The sequence below is a fragment of the Sphingomonas sp. BL-S-05 genome (assembly GCF_055521695.1).
The window spans coordinates 70,154-85,685 of the sequence record NZ_JBVFVS010000002.1 but is presented as its reverse complement, the minus strand read 5'-3'; the positions used below and the strand labels follow the sequence as shown (position 1 = coordinate 85,685).

The 15,532-nt window shown below is 65.8% G+C and carries 16 protein-coding genes; 11 read left to right on the top strand and 5 right to left on the bottom strand.

What is annotated here, in order from left to right; translation table 11 throughout:
- Window positions 1-141: 141 nt before the first annotated feature.
- Window positions 142-354 carry a hypothetical protein gene (locus ACZ1JS_RS17900; RefSeq protein WP_465168850.1) on the bottom strand — a complete coding sequence of 71 codons (213 nt, stop codon included), beginning with the start codon at window positions 352-354 and terminating at the stop codon, window positions 142-144.
- A gap of 48 nt (window positions 355-402) precedes the next feature.
- On the bottom strand, window positions 403-3,105 hold the full coding sequence (locus ACZ1JS_RS17895; protein ID WP_465168849.1) for a TonB-dependent receptor: 2,703 nt from the start codon (window positions 3,103-3,105) through the stop codon (window positions 403-405).
- Between the two features lie 240 nt (window positions 3,106-3,345).
- Here ACZ1JS_RS17895 and ACZ1JS_RS17890 point away from each other — a divergent pair, with 240 nt between their 5' ends.
- Together ACZ1JS_RS17890 and ACZ1JS_RS17885 are read left to right on the top strand one after the other, a co-directional pair.
- Entirely contained in the window at window positions 3,346-3,501 is a 156-nt protein-coding gene (locus tag ACZ1JS_RS17890; protein WP_465168848.1) for a hypothetical protein, read from the top strand.
- 168 nt (window positions 3,502-3,669) lie between these two features.
- Window positions 3,670-4,497, top strand: coding sequence for an IS5 family transposase (locus tag ACZ1JS_RS17885; protein WP_465165962.1), 828 nt, complete (start codon window positions 3,670-3,672; stop codon window positions 4,495-4,497).
- Between the two features lie 311 nt (window positions 4,498-4,808).
- On the opposite strand, the gene ACZ1JS_RS17880 is transcribed toward ACZ1JS_RS17885, so the two are convergent.
- From ACZ1JS_RS17880 to ACZ1JS_RS17870, 3 genes are all read right to left on the bottom strand, one after another.
- Window positions 4,809-4,994, bottom strand: a complete 186-nt coding sequence (locus tag ACZ1JS_RS17880) for a hypothetical protein (RefSeq protein WP_465168847.1) — start codon at window positions 4,992-4,994, stop codon at window positions 4,809-4,811.
- 173 nt (window positions 4,995-5,167) lie between these two features.
- Window positions 5,168-6,238: an ABC transporter ATP-binding protein gene (locus tag ACZ1JS_RS17875; RefSeq protein ID WP_465168846.1), complete on the bottom strand. Its 1,071-nt coding sequence runs from the start codon at window positions 6,236-6,238 to the stop codon at window positions 5,168-5,170.
- Window positions 6,235-7,317 (bottom strand): LacI family DNA-binding transcriptional regulator, encoded by a 1,083-nt coding sequence (locus ACZ1JS_RS17870; RefSeq protein WP_465168845.1) that lies wholly within the window; start codon window positions 7,315-7,317, stop codon window positions 6,235-6,237. The genes ACZ1JS_RS17875 and ACZ1JS_RS17870 overlap by 4 nt, the downstream gene beginning before the upstream one ends.
- 130 nt (window positions 7,318-7,447) lie before the next feature.
- On the opposite strand from ACZ1JS_RS17870, the gene ACZ1JS_RS17865 reads away from it, so the two are divergent.
- The 9 genes from ACZ1JS_RS17865 to ACZ1JS_RS17825 all read left to right on the top strand — a co-directional run bounded on the left by ACZ1JS_RS17865 (window position 7,448) and on the right by ACZ1JS_RS17825 (window position 15,478).
- Window positions 7,448-8,698 carry a hypothetical protein gene (locus tag ACZ1JS_RS17865; RefSeq protein WP_465168844.1) on the top strand — a complete coding sequence of 417 codons (1,251 nt, stop codon included), beginning with the start codon at window positions 7,448-7,450 and terminating at the stop codon, window positions 8,696-8,698.
- On the top strand, window positions 8,695-9,978 hold the full coding sequence (locus ACZ1JS_RS17860) for an ABC transporter substrate-binding protein (protein ID WP_465168843.1): 1,284 nt from the start codon (window positions 8,695-8,697) through the stop codon (window positions 9,976-9,978). The genes ACZ1JS_RS17865 and ACZ1JS_RS17860 overlap by 4 nt, the downstream gene beginning before the upstream one ends.
- Window positions 9,975-10,856: a carbohydrate ABC transporter permease gene (locus ACZ1JS_RS17855; protein WP_465168842.1), complete on the top strand. Its 882-nt coding sequence runs from the start codon at window positions 9,975-9,977 to the stop codon at window positions 10,854-10,856. The genes ACZ1JS_RS17860 and ACZ1JS_RS17855 overlap by 4 nt, the downstream gene beginning before the upstream one ends.
- On the top strand, window positions 10,853-11,692 hold the full coding sequence (locus tag ACZ1JS_RS17850) for a carbohydrate ABC transporter permease (protein WP_465168841.1): 840 nt from the start codon (window positions 10,853-10,855) through the stop codon (window positions 11,690-11,692). The genes ACZ1JS_RS17855 and ACZ1JS_RS17850 overlap by 4 nt, the downstream gene beginning before the upstream one ends.
- 15 nt (window positions 11,693-11,707) lie before the next feature.
- Entirely contained in the window at window positions 11,708-12,763 is a 1,056-nt protein-coding gene (locus tag ACZ1JS_RS17845; RefSeq protein ID WP_465168856.1) for a glycoside hydrolase family 130 protein, read from the top strand.
- Window positions 12,764-12,884: 121 nt separating this feature from the next.
- On the top strand, window positions 12,885-13,877 hold the full coding sequence (locus ACZ1JS_RS17840; protein ID WP_465168840.1) for a DUF1861 family protein: 993 nt from the start codon (window positions 12,885-12,887) through the stop codon (window positions 13,875-13,877).
- Window positions 13,874-14,767, top strand: a complete 894-nt coding sequence (locus ACZ1JS_RS17835; protein WP_465168839.1) for an aldo/keto reductase — start codon at window positions 13,874-13,876, stop codon at window positions 14,765-14,767. Before ACZ1JS_RS17840 ends, ACZ1JS_RS17835 begins: the two co-directional genes overlap by 4 nt.
- A 74-nt stretch (window positions 14,768-14,841) precedes the next feature.
- The gene (locus ACZ1JS_RS17830) at window positions 14,842-15,090 is read left to right on the top strand and encodes an AbrB/MazE/SpoVT family DNA-binding domain-containing protein (protein ID WP_242121160.1); all 249 of its coding nucleotides are present in this window, start codon (window positions 14,842-14,844) and stop codon (window positions 15,088-15,090) included.
- Window positions 15,083-15,478 (top strand): type II toxin-antitoxin system VapC family toxin, encoded by a 396-nt coding sequence (locus ACZ1JS_RS17825; protein ID WP_465168838.1) that lies wholly within the window; start codon window positions 15,083-15,085, stop codon window positions 15,476-15,478. The genes ACZ1JS_RS17830 and ACZ1JS_RS17825 overlap by 8 nt, the downstream gene beginning before the upstream one ends.
- Window positions 15,479-15,532 lie beyond the last annotated feature (54 nt).

Genomic DNA, 15,532 nt, shown 5'->3' with positions numbered 1-15,532 from the left:
AACCCGTTCGGTTCGAGCAGCTTCGAGCTTGTCGAGAAGCGTCAGTCGAGAACGCCCTGCTTAGGGCAACTCCTTCTCGACTTCGGTTCTCGACAGGCTCGAACCTCCGCTCGAAGCGAACGGGGGAGAGGAAGAAAGGTCTTACGACAGCTTCTTGCCGCGCAACGTATTCAGCACCGCAATCGCCGCCACGCCGGCCAGCGCCGCGCTGGTCCACGGACGTTCCTTGGCGAAACCCTTCGCCTTGTCGGCGATCGGCGCATCGCCACCGAAATGCTTCTTGAACGCGTCGGTCAGCTTGGTCTTGCCGTTCGACACCTTGACGTCGCGGTTGTTGACGAGCGTATCGGTCATGAAACTACTCCTGATGCTGGGGTTCGGCGGTCGTAACGCGCGTCCCCATCAGAAGTTCAGCCGCACGCCCAGCGCATAGCGCGGACCATAGGTTTCGAACGTGATCACCCGTTCCTTATACACCGAATAGAGGAACGTCTTTTCGTTGAACAGATTGAGGCCCTGCGCGAACAACGTCACCTGATCGTTCAGCGCATAGTTGATGCTCGCGTCCCAGATGCCATAGGCGTCGACATTGACCGGCTGTCCGCGATTGCCCTGCTGTGTCTGTTCATAGGCATTGCGGTAATTATAGGCGATACGCGCCTGCAACGGCCCCTTTTCATAAAAGGCGACGGCATTGTAGGTCGTCGCATCGGGTTCGACGAGACTGATATTGGCCTGTACCCCCAGCCCGTCGAGTGGTGCCGGCAGGCCGGTAAAGGTATATTGCCCCGAAAACTCGATGCCGCGATAGCTGCGGCTGCCGATATTCTCCGGCCGCGTCCGCCGGAAATCGAGGCCGAGCAACTGGATCGTCGACGTGACCGATTCCGAGATGTTGTTCAGATCCTTGGCGAACAGCGCGACGCTCACGAAGCTCGCCCGGTCGAGATACCAGGTCAGCGCCGCGTCGTAATTCCACCCGATCATCGGCTCCAGACCCGGATTGCCGTCGGTGATCGCCCGTTCGCGCGGACGCGGGTTGATGTTGCGGATGAGCAGCAGGTCGGACAGCGTCGCGCGGGTCAGCGTCTTGGCGACCGCCGCCTGCAGCACCACGTCCTCGAACACGTCGATCTTGAAGTTCGCGCTCGGCAGCCACTGCGCATAGGATCCGGTCTCGCTGATCGGCTGCGGCGCCGACAGGTTGACGATCGGATCGCCGCCGGGCGGGGCGGGGGTGATGCTGACGATCTCCTGCCCGAACCCGCGCGAGGTCACGTCGGTGCGGGTATAGCGCACCCCGATATTGCCCGACCATGCCCGCGATCCGAAATCGCCGCCGAACGTCGCCTGGACATAGCCGCCGATCGTCCGCTCCTGTGCCGACCCGCTATTGCCCGGCACCGGGATGACGCCGAAGCCGCCGCCATTGGCCGCCAGCGCCGCGCGCGCCGCCGCCGGATTGGCGAGCTGGTTGATCGCCGCATCGCTCAGCAAATAGCTCGCGAGATCGGCCGCGGCATAGGTCGGATAGGCGCTGTCGAACATGCCGGTACCGAGGAAGTTCGTCGCCTCCGCCGGCCGGCCGAACACGCTTTGCGGCACGCCGACCCCCGCCCCGCAGTACAGGCATTGCAGCGCATCGGGCGTCTTGAACGAGAAGCGCGATTTCTTGCGGTCGGAAAAGTTGTAACCGCCCGAAATCCGCGTCAGGATCCCCATATCGGCATCCCATTTCAGGTTCGCATTGCCCTGATAGATTTCGTCCTCGACGCTGACGCCCTCGTACGTCAGGAACCCCGCCTTGGCGTTCGATACGTCGAGGATGTTGCCAAGGCCCGTATAGACCGGCATCCCCGTCGGCCCGATGGTGAAACGCACCCCGGCCGGCGAATAGCTGGGCGTGGCGAGATTGCTTTCGAACCATGCCTGATTGCCGCCGGTATCGTCGGTCGCTTTCGACCAAGAGAAATCGACCGTGCCGCTCAACCGGTCGGACGGGTTCCACGCCAGATTGGCCCCCGCCTGATAGGTGGTGGCAAGGCGCGGGCGCACCTGGTTGGTGATGTTGGGGCCGGACGCGATGCCGGTATAGCTGGTGATGGTATTGTTGCCGTCGACCGTCGCGGCGGTGATGTCGCCGGGGCCGCCATAGACGAAGAACACCTTGTTATCGTCATTGACGTCGAGCTTCGAATAGAGGCCGTCGAGCGTGAACAGCAACGTGTCGCTCGCCCGCCACTGCGCGGTCAGCAGCCCCGACAGCCGCTTGCGACTGGTGCGGTTGGTGCCCCATTCGACATAGGTCGGCAGCGACACGCCGGTGAACTCGGCGGTCCCGTCCTTGTTCAGGTCGAGCGACTGGTTCGCCTCCCACCCGTCGGTGAAGATGCGCTTCCCTTCGATCTTGCGGTCGATGTACGAAAAGGCGCCGAGGATGCCGAAATCGCCATCGCCGAAGGTCGTGCTGAACAGCCCCGAGGCCTGCGGCGAGAATTGCCCGCGAATCTTGTCGTAATTGGCCTGTCCCGACAGCGAGACCTTGGTCCCCGAAAAGTCGAACGGCCGCGCGGTGTACATGTCGACCGTCGCGGCGATGCCGCCCTCGATCTGCGCCGCGGTCGGCGTCTTCGACACATCGACGCGGTTGATCAGTTCGGCGGGCAATATGTCGAAGCTGAACTCGCGCCCCTGATTCTCGGTTGCGAGGATGCGGCCATTATACAACGCGCTGCTGAACGCCGGCCCCAGCCCGCGCACGGTGATGAACTGCCCCTCGCCATTGTCGCGCGAGATGGTGACGCCGGGAATGCGCTGGATCGCCTCGGCGATATTCTGGTCGGGCAGCTTGCCGATATCGTCGGCGACGATCGAATCGAGGATATTGTCGGCATTGCGCTTGATATCGGTCGCGCGGCGCAGGCTCTCACGCAGGCCCGTGACGATGATCTCGCCATCCTCGGCGGCGTTGGTCGCATCCTGCACCGTGCCGGCGGGCGGCGCGGGATTGTCCGCCCCCTGCGTCTGCGCCGTGGCGGGGGTGATGGTCAGCACCGTGGCCATCCCGGCCATGGCAAGCAAGCGGAACCGCGTATCGGATTTCATGCCGAATCCTCTCCCTGTCGCGTCCCTTGTCGCCGCGCCGTTCATGCGGTCGCCGATCCGGGAACAGGGTTTAGTTTAACGATCAACCTGATCGGCGGCAAGCGGGTACGTGCGGCAGCGTACGGACGCCTATTGGCGGGGATTTCAGCGTCGTAGCGATCGGCGGGGCAGGAAGGTGGCGGCACCGCGCACCCCGATCGCCACTGCGTAGCATTGCTGGTTTGGAAGGAGTTCAGGCCGATGACGACCCAAGTGGATCAACCGACCACCGGACCGCGTCCGGACCTGATCGAGACGCTGCGCGCGCTAACGCCGCTCGATCCGGCGGACGCGCTGCCGGACGATCTCGATGCGGGCTTGCTGCCGTTGCGTGACGATCCAGTCGGCGATCGCTGAACAGACGCACCAACTGGGCCCCGGCCTTCGCCGGGTACGATGGATTCAGGATCAGAGCATGATGAGATGAGTCAGACCCGTTCGTCCTGAGAGGCTGACCGGGAAAAGGTTGGATGACCTCGCCATGTATGATTCGATCGTGGTTGCGAAGCTACGAAAGGATCGACGATGGTTTGGAATGAGGCCACCCGGGAGCGGTATCGCCGGGCCGAGGGTCGGTATGCAAGCGATTTGAGTGCGGCGGAGTGGCGGGTATTGGGTCCGCTTCTGCCGCCGCCGTCGGTTCGTGGCCGACGGCGGCGGACGCCGCTGCGGCGGATCGTGAACGCGTTGCTGTATCTGCTATGGTCGGGATGTCCGTGGCGTGGTCTGCCGCGTGATTTTCCGCCGTTCACGACCGTACAGTATCATTTCTACCGCTGGCGCGATCAGGGCTGGTGGCCCCGGATCAATGCGTTGCTGGTGGCACGTTCGCGGATGCTCGAGGGGCGCGATCCCGAACCATCGGCCGTGGTGATCGACAGCCAGAGCGCGCGTACCACCGAGAGCGGCGGTCCGCGCGGGTTCGATGCTGCCAAGAAGGTCAAGGGTCGCAAGCGCCACATCGCGACCGATACGTCAGGCCGATTGATCGAGGCGCGGATCACTCCGGCAAACGTGCAGGACAGCCATGGCGCCGTGCCGTTGCTCAAGGCGCTGGCCGCCCGGTTTCCCGGCCTGCGCCATGCCTATGCCGACCGCGCCTATCGCGGCAACAAGCTGCTCGACGCGGTCGCCGATCCGCGGCCATGGACCATCGAGATCATCACCCGCTCGCAACGCGTCGGACACTTCGTCCAGGAACCGCGACGATGGGTCGTCGAGAGGACGTTCGCATGGCTCGGTCGAAACCGGCGTCTCGCCAGGGACTATGAAGCCTCCGAACAGTCGCAGGAAGCCTGGTGCAACCTCGCTTCCGTCAAAACCCTCACCAGACAAATCGCCAGATCTCAATAACGAGTCAGACTCTGAGTAGCCATTGAGCTTGTCGAAATGGCGTATCGAAGGACCGTTGGTGGCAGGTGCTTCGATACGGGTCTTCGACAAGCTCAGCCCCTACTCAGCACGAACGGTTCTGCCTCTTGTCATCATGCTCGAGAGCCGCGACGTTGGCCGACGTCTTATGCAGGTCGGTTCAGAGCCGGAGTCGCAACGGATGGTTTTACTTGGCACTGGACCCCCGCCGGCACGGGGGCACGACGTGCCTCGGGATCAGGTATCGCTTGCGCAGCTTCCCGACCGCCATGATCGCAAGGCGTCGCCCGTCGTCAGATCGACTGCCACACCGCATAGCCCGCCAGCAGCACCGACGCCGCCGCCGACATGCCGACCAGCAGATATCCGATATAGGTCAGCAGTGCGGGGTTGGGCCGCTCCATCCGCTTGTTGCGCGCCGCGCCCGACAGCACGAAGCTCGCCAACAACCCATAGGTGAACACCGCCGTCTCGACCATCGCCGTCCGATTCCTCGCTATCCGTGCGGATCGGCCCCCCGGCTCGCCGCGTCTCTGCCTAAATCATAGCGCGCGCGGGCTGACAAAGGGTTAAGATGGAACCGAACGCTTGGATAAGGCGTTTTGTCGCGTTCGTTTGATGCAGGGCAAGCCGGGTACCCGGGCGTCGCTTGCTAAATCGCCACCCCGTCCGCACCGAACACCAGCACCCGCGCCGGATCGGCATACAAAGTCACCGCGCCGGTCACTGCGTGATGCCCGTCCAGCTTCGCGCGAAACGCGCCGCCCGCCGCCAATTCGCCATAGAGATAGGTCGAATGCCCCAGCGCCTCGACCGCCTCGACGATCATCGGCAGCGCGACGCCGTCCGCACCCGCCGCCAGTCGCAGATGCTCGGGCCGCAGCCCCAGCGTCACCCGCTCGCCCACCGCCAGCGACCCGCATTCGCGCGCGATCCGCATGCCGCCCGCCAGTTCGAACAGCGTCGCCGCGCCATCGCGTGCCACCACCACCGCGTCGAGCAGGTTGATGCGCGGACTGCCGATGAACCCGGCGGTGAAGACATTGGCGGGCCGGTCGTAGATTTCCAGCGGGGTGCCGACCTGTGCGATCCGCCCTTTGTCTAGGATGACGAGCCGGTCGGCCAGCGTCATCGCCTCGACCTGGTCATGCGTCACATAGAGCATCGTGCTGCCGAGCCGCCGGTGCAGCGCCGCCAGTTCGTGCCGCATCCGCACGCGCAGGTCGGCGTCGAGATTGGACAGCGGTTCGTCGAACAGGAAGATCGCCGGATCGCGCACGATCGCCCGGCCGATCGCGACGCGCTGGCGCTGTCCGCCCGACAGTTGCGCCGGCATCCGGTCGAGCAGCGCGTCCAGTTCGAGGATCGTCGCCGCATGCTCGACCGCCTGCGCGATCGCCGGCTTGGGCGTGCGCATGTTCTTCAGTCCGAAGGCCAGATTTTCGCGAACGGTCATGTGCGGATAGAGCGCGTAGGACTGGAACACCATCGCCACCCCGCGATCCGCCGCCGGGGCATGGGTCACGTCGCGCCCGCCGATGCGGATCGTGCCATGGTCGACGCGTTCGAGTCCGGCGATCATCCGCAGCACCGTCGACTTGCCGCAGCCCGACGACCCGACCAGCACGACGAACTCGCCCGACCGCACGTGCAGGTCGATGCCGCGGATCGTCTCGGTACCCTCATAGGATTTGCCGAGTCCTTCGAGCACCAGCGCCGTCATGCCCGTGTTCCTTCCCATGCCGCCGCGCTGCTGTCGCCGACGATGAATTCGGCATCGATGCCGATCGGGGCCGCGCCGCGGTCGCTGTCGCGGTCGCACAGCAGCCGTTCGGCGGCCTTGCGCCCCTTGTCGAACGCGTTCTGCCGCACCGTGGTCAGGCGCGGTCCGTTGGGAATGCGGCCGGGCGGATCGATCCCGTCATAGCCGGTCACCGACATCCGCCCCGGCACCGGCCGTCCGACCGCTTCGCAGGCCGCGATCACGCCATGCGCCAACCGGTCGGAGAAGCAGACGATCGCGGTCAGGTCGCGTTGCCGCTGCAACAGCCGGTCGACCGCATGCGCGCCCCCTTCCTCCGAATTGAGCGTCTCGCACACCAGCACGCCGCCCTGTGCGATGCCGGCGGCGTCGAACGCGTCGCGGCAACCGAGGATACGTTCGTGGACGACGTAATTCTCGTCGCTGAAATCGCGGTCCAGCCCATAGATCTCGCCGTGATTCTCGGTCCAGGGAAAGGTGACGATCGCGATCCGCTGATGGCCGAGCGTCAGCAGGTGCGACACCACCTGCCGCATCATCGCCCGGTCGTTGGCCAGCACGCTGGGCAGCCCCGGCGCGTCGAAATCGACGACGACGGTCGGCAACCCCCGCGCCAGCGCCTTGCGGATCGTCGGATTGCTCTTGTACGGCGCGTTCAGGATATAGCCGTCGACGATGGCAGTCAGCGTGTCGAGCCGTTCGGGATGTTTGTCCTTCAGCGGGATCAGGACGATGTTGGCGCCTTCCTCCTCGCACACCGACGATATGCCGCGCAGGAACGCGATGTCGTGCGGATCGGTGAAGGCATAGCTCAACTGGTCGTTGAACAGCACCCCGATCGCGCCGCACCGCCCGGTCCTGAGCGAGCGCGCGGCGGGGTTCGGCCCCTCATAGTGTAAACTTCGGGCGTGGGCGAAGATGCGGTCGCGTAGCTCCTTCGACACCTTGGCCGGGTTGTTATAGGCGTTGGACACCGATGTATGGGTGATGCCCAGATCGGCCGCGATCGATTTCAGCGTGGCGCGTTTGGCGCGGACCATGGCTTCCTCTCATATCGGCCGTTTCGCCGGTCGGTCCCTGCCTACCGTGCCGCCTTGACAGCCGCAACCGCGAAAGTTTAACGATAAACCTGCATCCCAACAGGGAGCGATCGGAGAGGATCGGCCGCCCGTGAAGACCCTGCGCATCGCCGCGCTGCTCGCCCTCGCCATCCCCCTGCCGGTCATGACGTCGGCGCAATCGATTGCAGCCGCGTCGAACGTTGCCGTACGTGGCACCTTTGTCCACTTCGACCACCTCTATGCCGAGCGCGACCTGAACGGCGAACGCGTCGGCATCGTCCATATCTATAGCGAAGCCCCCGACTATCGCTTCGCCATCGAGCCCCGCGAAGGCTATACCTGCGTCGACGACGTCGCCCGCGCCATCGTCCTGCTCGCCGCCGGCAATCCCGATGCGAAACGCCGCCGCCAGATCGAGATGCTGACCCGCTTTGTCCTGCAAATGCAGGCGGATAACGGCTATTTCCATAATTTCCTGTGGGGCGATGGTCGCATCAACCGCGAATACCGCACCTCGCTGGCCGAACTGAACTGGTGGTCGCTGCGCGCTTTGTGGGGGCTGGAGGCGGCCCTGCCGTATCTCTCGCCCGACACGGCTAACCGCGCCCGCGCTGCCGCCGACCGTCTGGTCGCGAACCTCAAACGCGACCTGCCCGTCACTGCCAAGGGCACGAAGACGGTCGAGGGGCTGACCGTCCCGACCTGGCTGCCGCTCGAGTCCGGGGCCGATGCTGGATCGACCGCGCTGCTCGGCCTGCTACCCAATTGGCAACGCACGCAGGATCCTGCGACCGCCACGCTGATCGGACGGATCGGTGACGGGCTGGTCGCGATGCAGGCGGGCGATGCCAAACGCTTCCCGCACGGCGCGTTCCTCAGCTGGGAAAATCGCTGGCACGCCTGGGGCAATGCGCAGGCCTATGCGCTGCTGCGCGCCGGCAAGCTGCTGGGCCGCCCCGACTTTACCGCCAGCGCCCTGCGCGAAGTCGACCATTTCTACCCCTATCTGCTGCGGACGGGCATGCGCTCCGCCTTCGCCGTCCGCCGCGACGGGCAGGGGTATAAGGCCTTCGACGCGCAACGCTTCCCCCAGATCGCCTATGGTATCGCGCCGATGGTCCTCGCCGCGACCGAGGCGCACCGCCAGACCGGCCAGCCCCGCTATCGGGCGTTGGCGGAGCAGTTCGGCAACTGGTTCACCGGCAGCAATCCGGCGCGCCGGGCGATGCTCGATCCCGCCACCGGGCGCGGCTATGACGGGATCATCGCGCCGGGCCGGATCAATCCCAATGCGGGCGCGGAATCGACGATCGAGGGGCTGTTCGCCGCGACCGCGCTTGCCGGCACCCCGCTGCCATGACCAGCAGGCGCGACGCCCTGTTGCTGGCGCTGGGCGGCGCGGCGACGCTTGCCGGCTGTGGACGGCAGCGGGTCGAGAAGCGCACCGACCGCATCCAGCTCTGGGTCGCGCCCAATGCGGCGGAGGAGAGTTTCTGGAAGATCGCGGTGGCCAGATGGAACGCCGCGCGCCTCGGCCTGCCGGTCCAGTTCACGACGATCCCGACTGCCGGCAATTCGGAGGATACGGTGCTTTCCGCGCTGGTCGCCGGCACCGAACCCGATATCTGCACCAACGTGTTTTCGGGGTTCGCGGTGCAGCTCGCCGCCCTCGGACAGGTCGCGAACCTTGCGGCGATGCCGGGCTATGACGCGCTGCTCGACCGGCGGCGCATGCGGTCGATCATGGCGGGATGGGAACAGGGCGGACAGGTCGTGGCGCTGCCCATCTATTCCAGCCCGACGCTGATCTGGTGGCGTGCCGACCTGCTCGAAGCGAATGGCCTGTCCGCGCCGCCCGCGACCTATGCCGACGTCTATCGCTTCTGCGAACGCTATGCGGTGCGGGGCACGCGCTACGGGATGCAGGTCGTGGCCGGGCGCGCGTGGCAGGACCGCTGGTTCGACTTCATCTCCTATTATTACGCGGCCTCGGGGGGACAGCCCTATCTGTCGGGAAGTAAGGCGCTGTACGACAATCCTCCCGGTCGCGAGGCGGCGGGGTTCATCGACCGCATGTACCGGCGGGGCTGGACCGCGCTCGATTTCGATGCCGAAGAGCCGCTGGTGTCGGGTCTTGCCGCCGGCGCGGTGCGCGGGCCGTGGGATGTCGAGCGGTTCGCGAACATCTATCCCGACACGCTCGCCCGCATCGCCGTCGGCCCGATGATCGCCGAAAGCGCGCCGACCGGTACCCGATCGACCTTTTCGGACAGCAAGGGCGTTGTCATTTTCCGCAACAGCCGCGTCCAGCACGAGGCGTTCGCGTTCCTCACCTGGGTATTGGGCGAGGAGGCGTTGAACCTCCTCTGGCTGCAGCGCACCGGCCTGTCGCCCGCGCGCGACGACCTGCTGACCAACCCCGCCTTTGCCGATTATTATCGCGGCAACGCCATCGCCCGCGCCTATGCCGATCATGTCGCGACCGCGCGGCCGCCCGCGCTGTCCGAACATACCATCGATATCCAGAAGATCATGAGCGCGCGTCTGGTCGAACCGCTGATGCTCGGCACGACCAGCCCCGCCGCCGCACTCGCCGATGCGGTCGCGCGGACGGACCGGATGCTGGAGGTGCAGGGATGAAGCAACCAACCGCCTTGTCGCGGGAAGCGGTGATCGGGCTGTCGCTGGCCGGCGCCTATCTGCTCTTTACCGCCGTCTTCTGGGCCTATCCCTTCTACTGGCTGGCCAAGCTGTCGGTGACGCAGTGGCGCTTCTTCGACGAACCGGTGTTCACGGGGACGCGCAACCTGTTGCTGAGTGTGCAGGACCCGCAATTCCTGCAGGCGCTGTGGAATGTCGTGCGCTTCCTTGGTTTCTATCTGCCGATCGCGTTCGGGGGCGCGCTGATCGTCGCCTTCGGGTTGCAGCATGTCGGACGGGGCAAGGCGTTCGTGGCGCTGTGCTTCCTGCTGTCGAACGTGTCGTCGGGCGTTGCGCTGTCGCTGGTGTTCGCCAAGGTGTTCAGCTCGACCGGTCCGCTCAACACGATGCTGTTCGCATGGACGGGCGTGCGGGTGCCATGGACCAACGACCCGACGCTGGCGATGCTGGCGATCGCGCTGGTCGTGGCATGGAAGTTCGTCGGCTATTACGGGCTGATCCTCTATTCGGGGCTGCTGGCGATCCCGAAGGAGATCCAGGATGCGGCGCGGCTCGACCATGCGGGGCCATGGACGCGGCTGACGCGGATCACGCTGCCGATGATGAACCCGCAGCTGATGATGGTGCTGACCTTCGCGATCCTCGTATCGTTCGGGCTGTTCACCGAACCGTTCATCATTACCGGCGGCGGCCCCAGCGACAGCACGGCGACGCCGCAGATGATGATCTACGAAACCGCGTTCCGCCGCCTGCAACCCAGCCATGCGGCGATGATGAGCATCCTCGTCGCGCTGGTCACCTATGCGCTGGTGCAGATCGCCCGGCGGCTGTTCGAACGGAAGGTGGTGCTGGCATGAAGACGTTTCTTGCCAAGCGCAGTATCGGTGGATGGGCGGCGACGATCGCCATCTATGCGCTGGCGCTGACATGGCTCTACCCGTTCGCCTGGATGGTCGCCGCGTCGCTCAAACCCGCGGCGCAAATCTATAATACGGGGCTGTTCGAGGGCGACTTCACACTCGACAATTTCGCCTTCCTGTTCGCGACCGCCGACAAGCTCGACCGGCCGTTCCTGGGGGCGCTGGGCGTGTCGGCAGTGGTGACGCTGACCGTCACCGCATCGGTGCTGTTGACGTCGGCGTTCATCGCCTTCGCGCTGGCCCGGATGCGGTTTCCGGGGCGGAAGCTGTTCGGCGATTTCCTGCTGCTGCAGATGGTCATCCCGACCAGCATGTTCATCCTGCCGCTGTTCGTGCTGGTCCAGCAAATGGGGCTGCTCAATACGCTCGGCGCGCTGATTCTGCCGTCGATGATGTCGGGCTGGGGCATCTACATGATGTCGCAGTCGTTCCGGACGATGCCCGAGGAATATTTCGATGCGGCGCGGCTCGACCGGGCCAGCCTGTGGCAGACGGTGACGAAGATCGTCCTGCCGCTGAACAAATCGATCATGGCGATCGTCGCGCTGTTCACCTTTACCGGCACGTGGGACAATTTCCTCTGGCCGCTGATCGTGATTTCGGACACCGACCGGATGCCGTTGTCGGTGCTGTTGGCGACGTTCAGCAAGCAATATGGCGGCTATGCCGGGCCGGTGATGGCGGGCGCGGTGTTGCAGACGCTGCCGCTGGTGCTGCTGTTCCTGCTGTTCCGCCGTCATTTCCTGCAGGGCATGTCGCTGTCGCTCAAATGAGAAGGGTTTCCGATGTTGCAGCGTGACCCACGCAATCCCGTCGTCGCGCCCGAAATGGTCCGGCCGAGCCGTCCCGAATGGCGGGTGGATGGCAGTTTCAACGCGGGCGTCACCCGCTTCGGCGGGGAGACGATCCTGCTGGTGCGCATCGCTGAGAGCGTGGCGGACGTCGGCGAAGGCGAGGTGCGCGTGCCGTTGCTGGAGGAGGTCGCGGGCGAGTGGCGCTGTACCACCCGCAGTTTCGCCCGCGACGATCCGGCATGGGATTTTTCCGACCCGCGCATGGTGCGGTCGCGCGCCGATCCGCGCCATGTGTTCCTGACCTCGCTGTCGCACCTGCGCCTCGCGCGCAGTCGCGACGGGGTGACCTTCGCGGTCGACGATGCGCCGTTCCTGTTCCCGGCGAACCGCAGCGAACGCTTCGGGTGCGAGGATGCGCGGATCACCGCGATCGAGGGCCGCTGGTACATTAATTACACTGCGGTCTCCGACCTCGGCATCGCGACCGCGCTGGCGGTGACCGACGATTTCGTGACCGTCGAGCGGCTCGGCATCATCCATGCGCCCGACAATCGCGACGTGTGCCTGTTCCCGCGCAAGGTCGGCGGCCATTATTGGTGCTTGCACCGGCCCGCGCCGCTGCATCTCGGCACACCCGAAATCTGGATCGCGAAGTCGCCCGACCTGCTGCACTGGGGCGACCATCGCCATCTGGCGGGGCGGACCAGCGCGGCATGGGAGACGATGAAGATCGGCGGCGGCGCGCAGATGATCGAGACGACACGCGGATGGCTGCAAATCTATCACGGGGTCGATGCCGATCAGCGCTACAGTCTGGGCGCGCTGCTGCTCGACCGCGACGACCCGCGCATCGTGCGGGCGCGGTTGTCGCACGCGCTGGCGGTACCGGACGAAGCCTATGAACGCAGCGGCTTTTTCGACAATGTGCTGTTCAGTTGCGGGGCGCTAATCGAGGGCGACGACCTGCGCGTCTATTATGGTGCGGCCGACCGGGTGATGGCGCTGGGCACGGTGTCGCTTGCCGCGTTGTGGCGGGCGATGGGGGTGTGATTTCGGGCCCGACCGTACTCCCGCGCAGGCGGGAGTCCAGGGCCAAGCAACGCAGCGTCCCGTTTGGGACCCTGGCCCCCCGCCTGCGCGGGGGTACGGATACAGGTACAGGATTCGTTCGATGCACCACGACCACATTCCCCGCGTCAAAACCCGCCATGCCGCCTTCGCCGCCGATCCGCCGCGTGGGCGCACGGGAAGGCTGACCTTTACCGGGGTCGAGGGGCTCGACGTCTACAACATCTCCGCGCCGTTCCGCGTCGGCGGGCGCACCGTCATCGCCGGGCGGGTCGAGGCGCGCGACAGCGAACATGCCACCGCGGTCTTTTTCGAGGAAGCGGGGGGCGTGTGGCACCCGGTCGACGGCGCGCCGCGCTTCGCGTTGCAGGACCCGTTCGTCGCCTTCATCGGCGGCGAGCTGGTGTTCGGCGGGGTCGAGGTCCGCTTCGGCGCGGGCGAGCCCGAATGGTGGACGGTCTTCTATCGCGGCAGCGACCTGTTCGACCTCAAACCCTTCTTCGCAGGGCCGCTGGGGATGAAGGATATCCGGTTGTGCGAACTGGCCGATGGGCGGGTCGCGGTGTTCACCCGGCCGCGCGGGGCCAAGGGTGGGCGCGGGACGATCGGCTATACCGAGGTGCCCTCGCTCGATGCGCTGACCGTCGAGGCGATCGATGCCGCGCCGATGCTGGAGGGGATGTTCCATCCGCTCGACTGGGGCGGGGTGAACGAGGCGCATCTGCTGGCCGATGGCGAAATCGGGCTGATCGCGCACATCGCCTATTTCGAGGACGATACCATGTACAGCGCGCGGCATTATTATGCGGTTGCGTTCACCTTCGATCCGGCGAACCGGGCGTGGCGTGACCTGAAGATCCTGGCCGGGCGCGATCAGTTCGGGCCGGGTGCGGCCAAGCGGCCCGACCTGACCGACGTGGTGTTTTCTTCCGGGATCGAGCGGATCGGCGATGTCACCCGGCTCTATGCCGGCACGTCGGATGCCGAGGCGCATTGGGTCGAGATCGCCTATCCGTTCGACGTGCCGCTGGCGCGGGAAAGCGCGCCTGCCGATGTATCGCAATTGATCGCCGCGCCACAGCGGTTACAGGCATGACCATGTTGCGCATCGATCCTACCCCCCGCCCGCTCGGCAAGAGCGATATCGTCGTTTCCCCAATGGCTTGGGGCATGTGGCGCTTTACCGGCGAGGTCGCGGCGGCGCGGGCGCTGGTCGAGGCCGCACTGGAAACCGGCATCACCCTGTTCGATACCGCCGATATCTATGGGGCCGACACACCCGCCGGGTTCGGGTCGGCCGAGGTGCTGTTCGGGCAGGTGCTGGCCGACGCACCCTATCTGCGCGAGCGGATGGTAATCGCGACCAAGGGCGGTATCCGGCCCGGCATCCCCTATCGATCGGATCGCGCCTATCTGAGCGACGCCGTCGACGCATCGCTGTCGCGGATGGGGATCGAGCGGATCGACCTGTACCAGATCCATCGCCGCGATTTCCTGACCCATCCGCAGGAGGTGGCACGCAGCCTGACCGCGATGGTCGAAGCGGGCAAGGTGCGCGGGATCGGCGTATCGAACCACAGCCCGGCGGAAGTCGATGCGTTGCAGGCGTTCCTGAGCCTGCCGATCCTGTCGACCCAGCCCGAATTCTCCCCGCTGCATAGCGCGCCGCTGTTCGACGGGACGCTGGATCAGGCGATGGCGCGCGACATGGCGGTGCTCGCCTGGTCGCCGCTCGGCGGCGGACGGTTGAGCGATGGCGTGCATCCGGCAGGTGCGCTGCTGGCCGAACAGGGCGCGCGCTTCGGGGTCGATGCCGCGACGGCCGCTCTGTCCTGGGCGATGGTCCATCCGGCGCGGATCATTCCGATCATCGGGTCGCAGAATCCCGAACGCATCCGGGCGGCGGCCGGCGCGCTGCTGGTCGAGTGGACGCCGGCGGAATGGTATGCGGTGTTGCAGGCCGGGATGGGGGCTGGCCTGCCCTGATGACAGCTTGTTGTCGGACGGCCTGACCATCTGTATATTGATCGCATGTCTGTAGCATTGCGAGGCGGCAGTCGATGAACGCGCATAATGGCCGGTTGGTGAGCGGGGGGCGGTTGCAGCTGCCGTCCGACGTTCGTCGCGAGCTGGGGCTGGCCGATGGCGATCAGGTCGTGATGCGCGTCGTCGACGGCGAACTGCATATCCGCCCGCGTCGCGACGTGCTGAAGCGGATACAGGCGATGCTCAAACCCTATGCGCTGGGCGACGCGCCGGTCGTCGACGAACTGATCGCCGAACGCCGCGCCGAAGCCGAGCGTGGCTGAGCCGGTCACCGTCCTCGACGCATCGGCATTGCTGGCGGCGTTCTTCGACGAACCGGGTGCCGAGGTCGTGGCCGAACGGATGAACGGCGCGCTGATGAGTGCGGTGAACCTGTCCGAGGTCGTCGCCAAGCTGACCGACCGGGGAGCGGCACGCGAGCAGATCACCGAGATCATCGCGCAGCTCGATATCGAGATCGTGTCGCATGACGGCGCGCAGGCGATGACCGCCGGGTTGCTGCGCCGGGAAACGCGGTCGTCGGGGCTGTCGCTGGGCGACCGCGCCTGTCTGGCGCTGGCGATCGAGCGCAGGGCGGTGGCGCTGACCGGGGATCGGGCATGGCTGGCGCTGGCCGAACCGTTGAAGGTCGAGGTCGTGGCGATCCGGTAACGCAGCCGGACCCTAAAGAAATCCCCCGCCCGGGATGGGCGGGGGCAGGGGGGA

Coding starts and splice junctions, on each gene's coding strand:
- ACZ1JS_RS17900 (WP_465168850.1), bottom strand. CDS start 354: ATGACCGATACGCTCGTCAACAACCGCGACGTCAAGGTGTCGAACGGC.
- ACZ1JS_RS17895 (WP_465168849.1), bottom strand. CDS start 3,105: ATGAAATCCGATACGCGGTTCCGCTTGCTTGCCATGGCCGGGATGGCC.
- ACZ1JS_RS17890 (WP_465168848.1), top strand. CDS start 3,346: ATGACGACCCAAGTGGATCAACCGACCACCGGACCGCGTCCGGACCTG.
- ACZ1JS_RS17885 (WP_465165962.1), top strand. CDS start 3,670: ATGGTTTGGAATGAGGCCACCCGGGAGCGGTATCGCCGGGCCGAGGGT.
- ACZ1JS_RS17880 (WP_465168847.1), bottom strand. CDS start 4,994: ATGGTCGAGACGGCGGTGTTCACCTATGGGTTGTTGGCGAGCTTCGTG.
- ACZ1JS_RS17875 (WP_465168846.1), bottom strand. CDS start 6,238: ATGACGGCGCTGGTGCTCGAAGGACTCGGCAAATCCTATGAGGGTACC.
- ACZ1JS_RS17870 (WP_465168845.1), bottom strand. CDS start 7,317: ATGGTCCGCGCCAAACGCGCCACGCTGAAATCGATCGCGGCCGATCTG.
- ACZ1JS_RS17860 (WP_465168843.1), top strand. CDS start 8,695: ATGACCAGCAGGCGCGACGCCCTGTTGCTGGCGCTGGGCGGCGCGGCG.
- ACZ1JS_RS17855 (WP_465168842.1), top strand. CDS start 9,975: ATGAAGCAACCAACCGCCTTGTCGCGGGAAGCGGTGATCGGGCTGTCG.
- ACZ1JS_RS17850 (WP_465168841.1), top strand. CDS start 10,853: ATGAAGACGTTTCTTGCCAAGCGCAGTATCGGTGGATGGGCGGCGACG.
- ACZ1JS_RS17840 (WP_465168840.1), top strand. CDS start 12,885: ATGCACCACGACCACATTCCCCGCGTCAAAACCCGCCATGCCGCCTTC.
- ACZ1JS_RS17835 (WP_465168839.1), top strand. CDS start 13,874: ATGACCATGTTGCGCATCGATCCTACCCCCCGCCCGCTCGGCAAGAGC.
- ACZ1JS_RS17830 (WP_242121160.1), top strand. CDS start 14,842: ATGAACGCGCATAATGGCCGGTTGGTGAGCGGGGGGCGGTTGCAGCTG.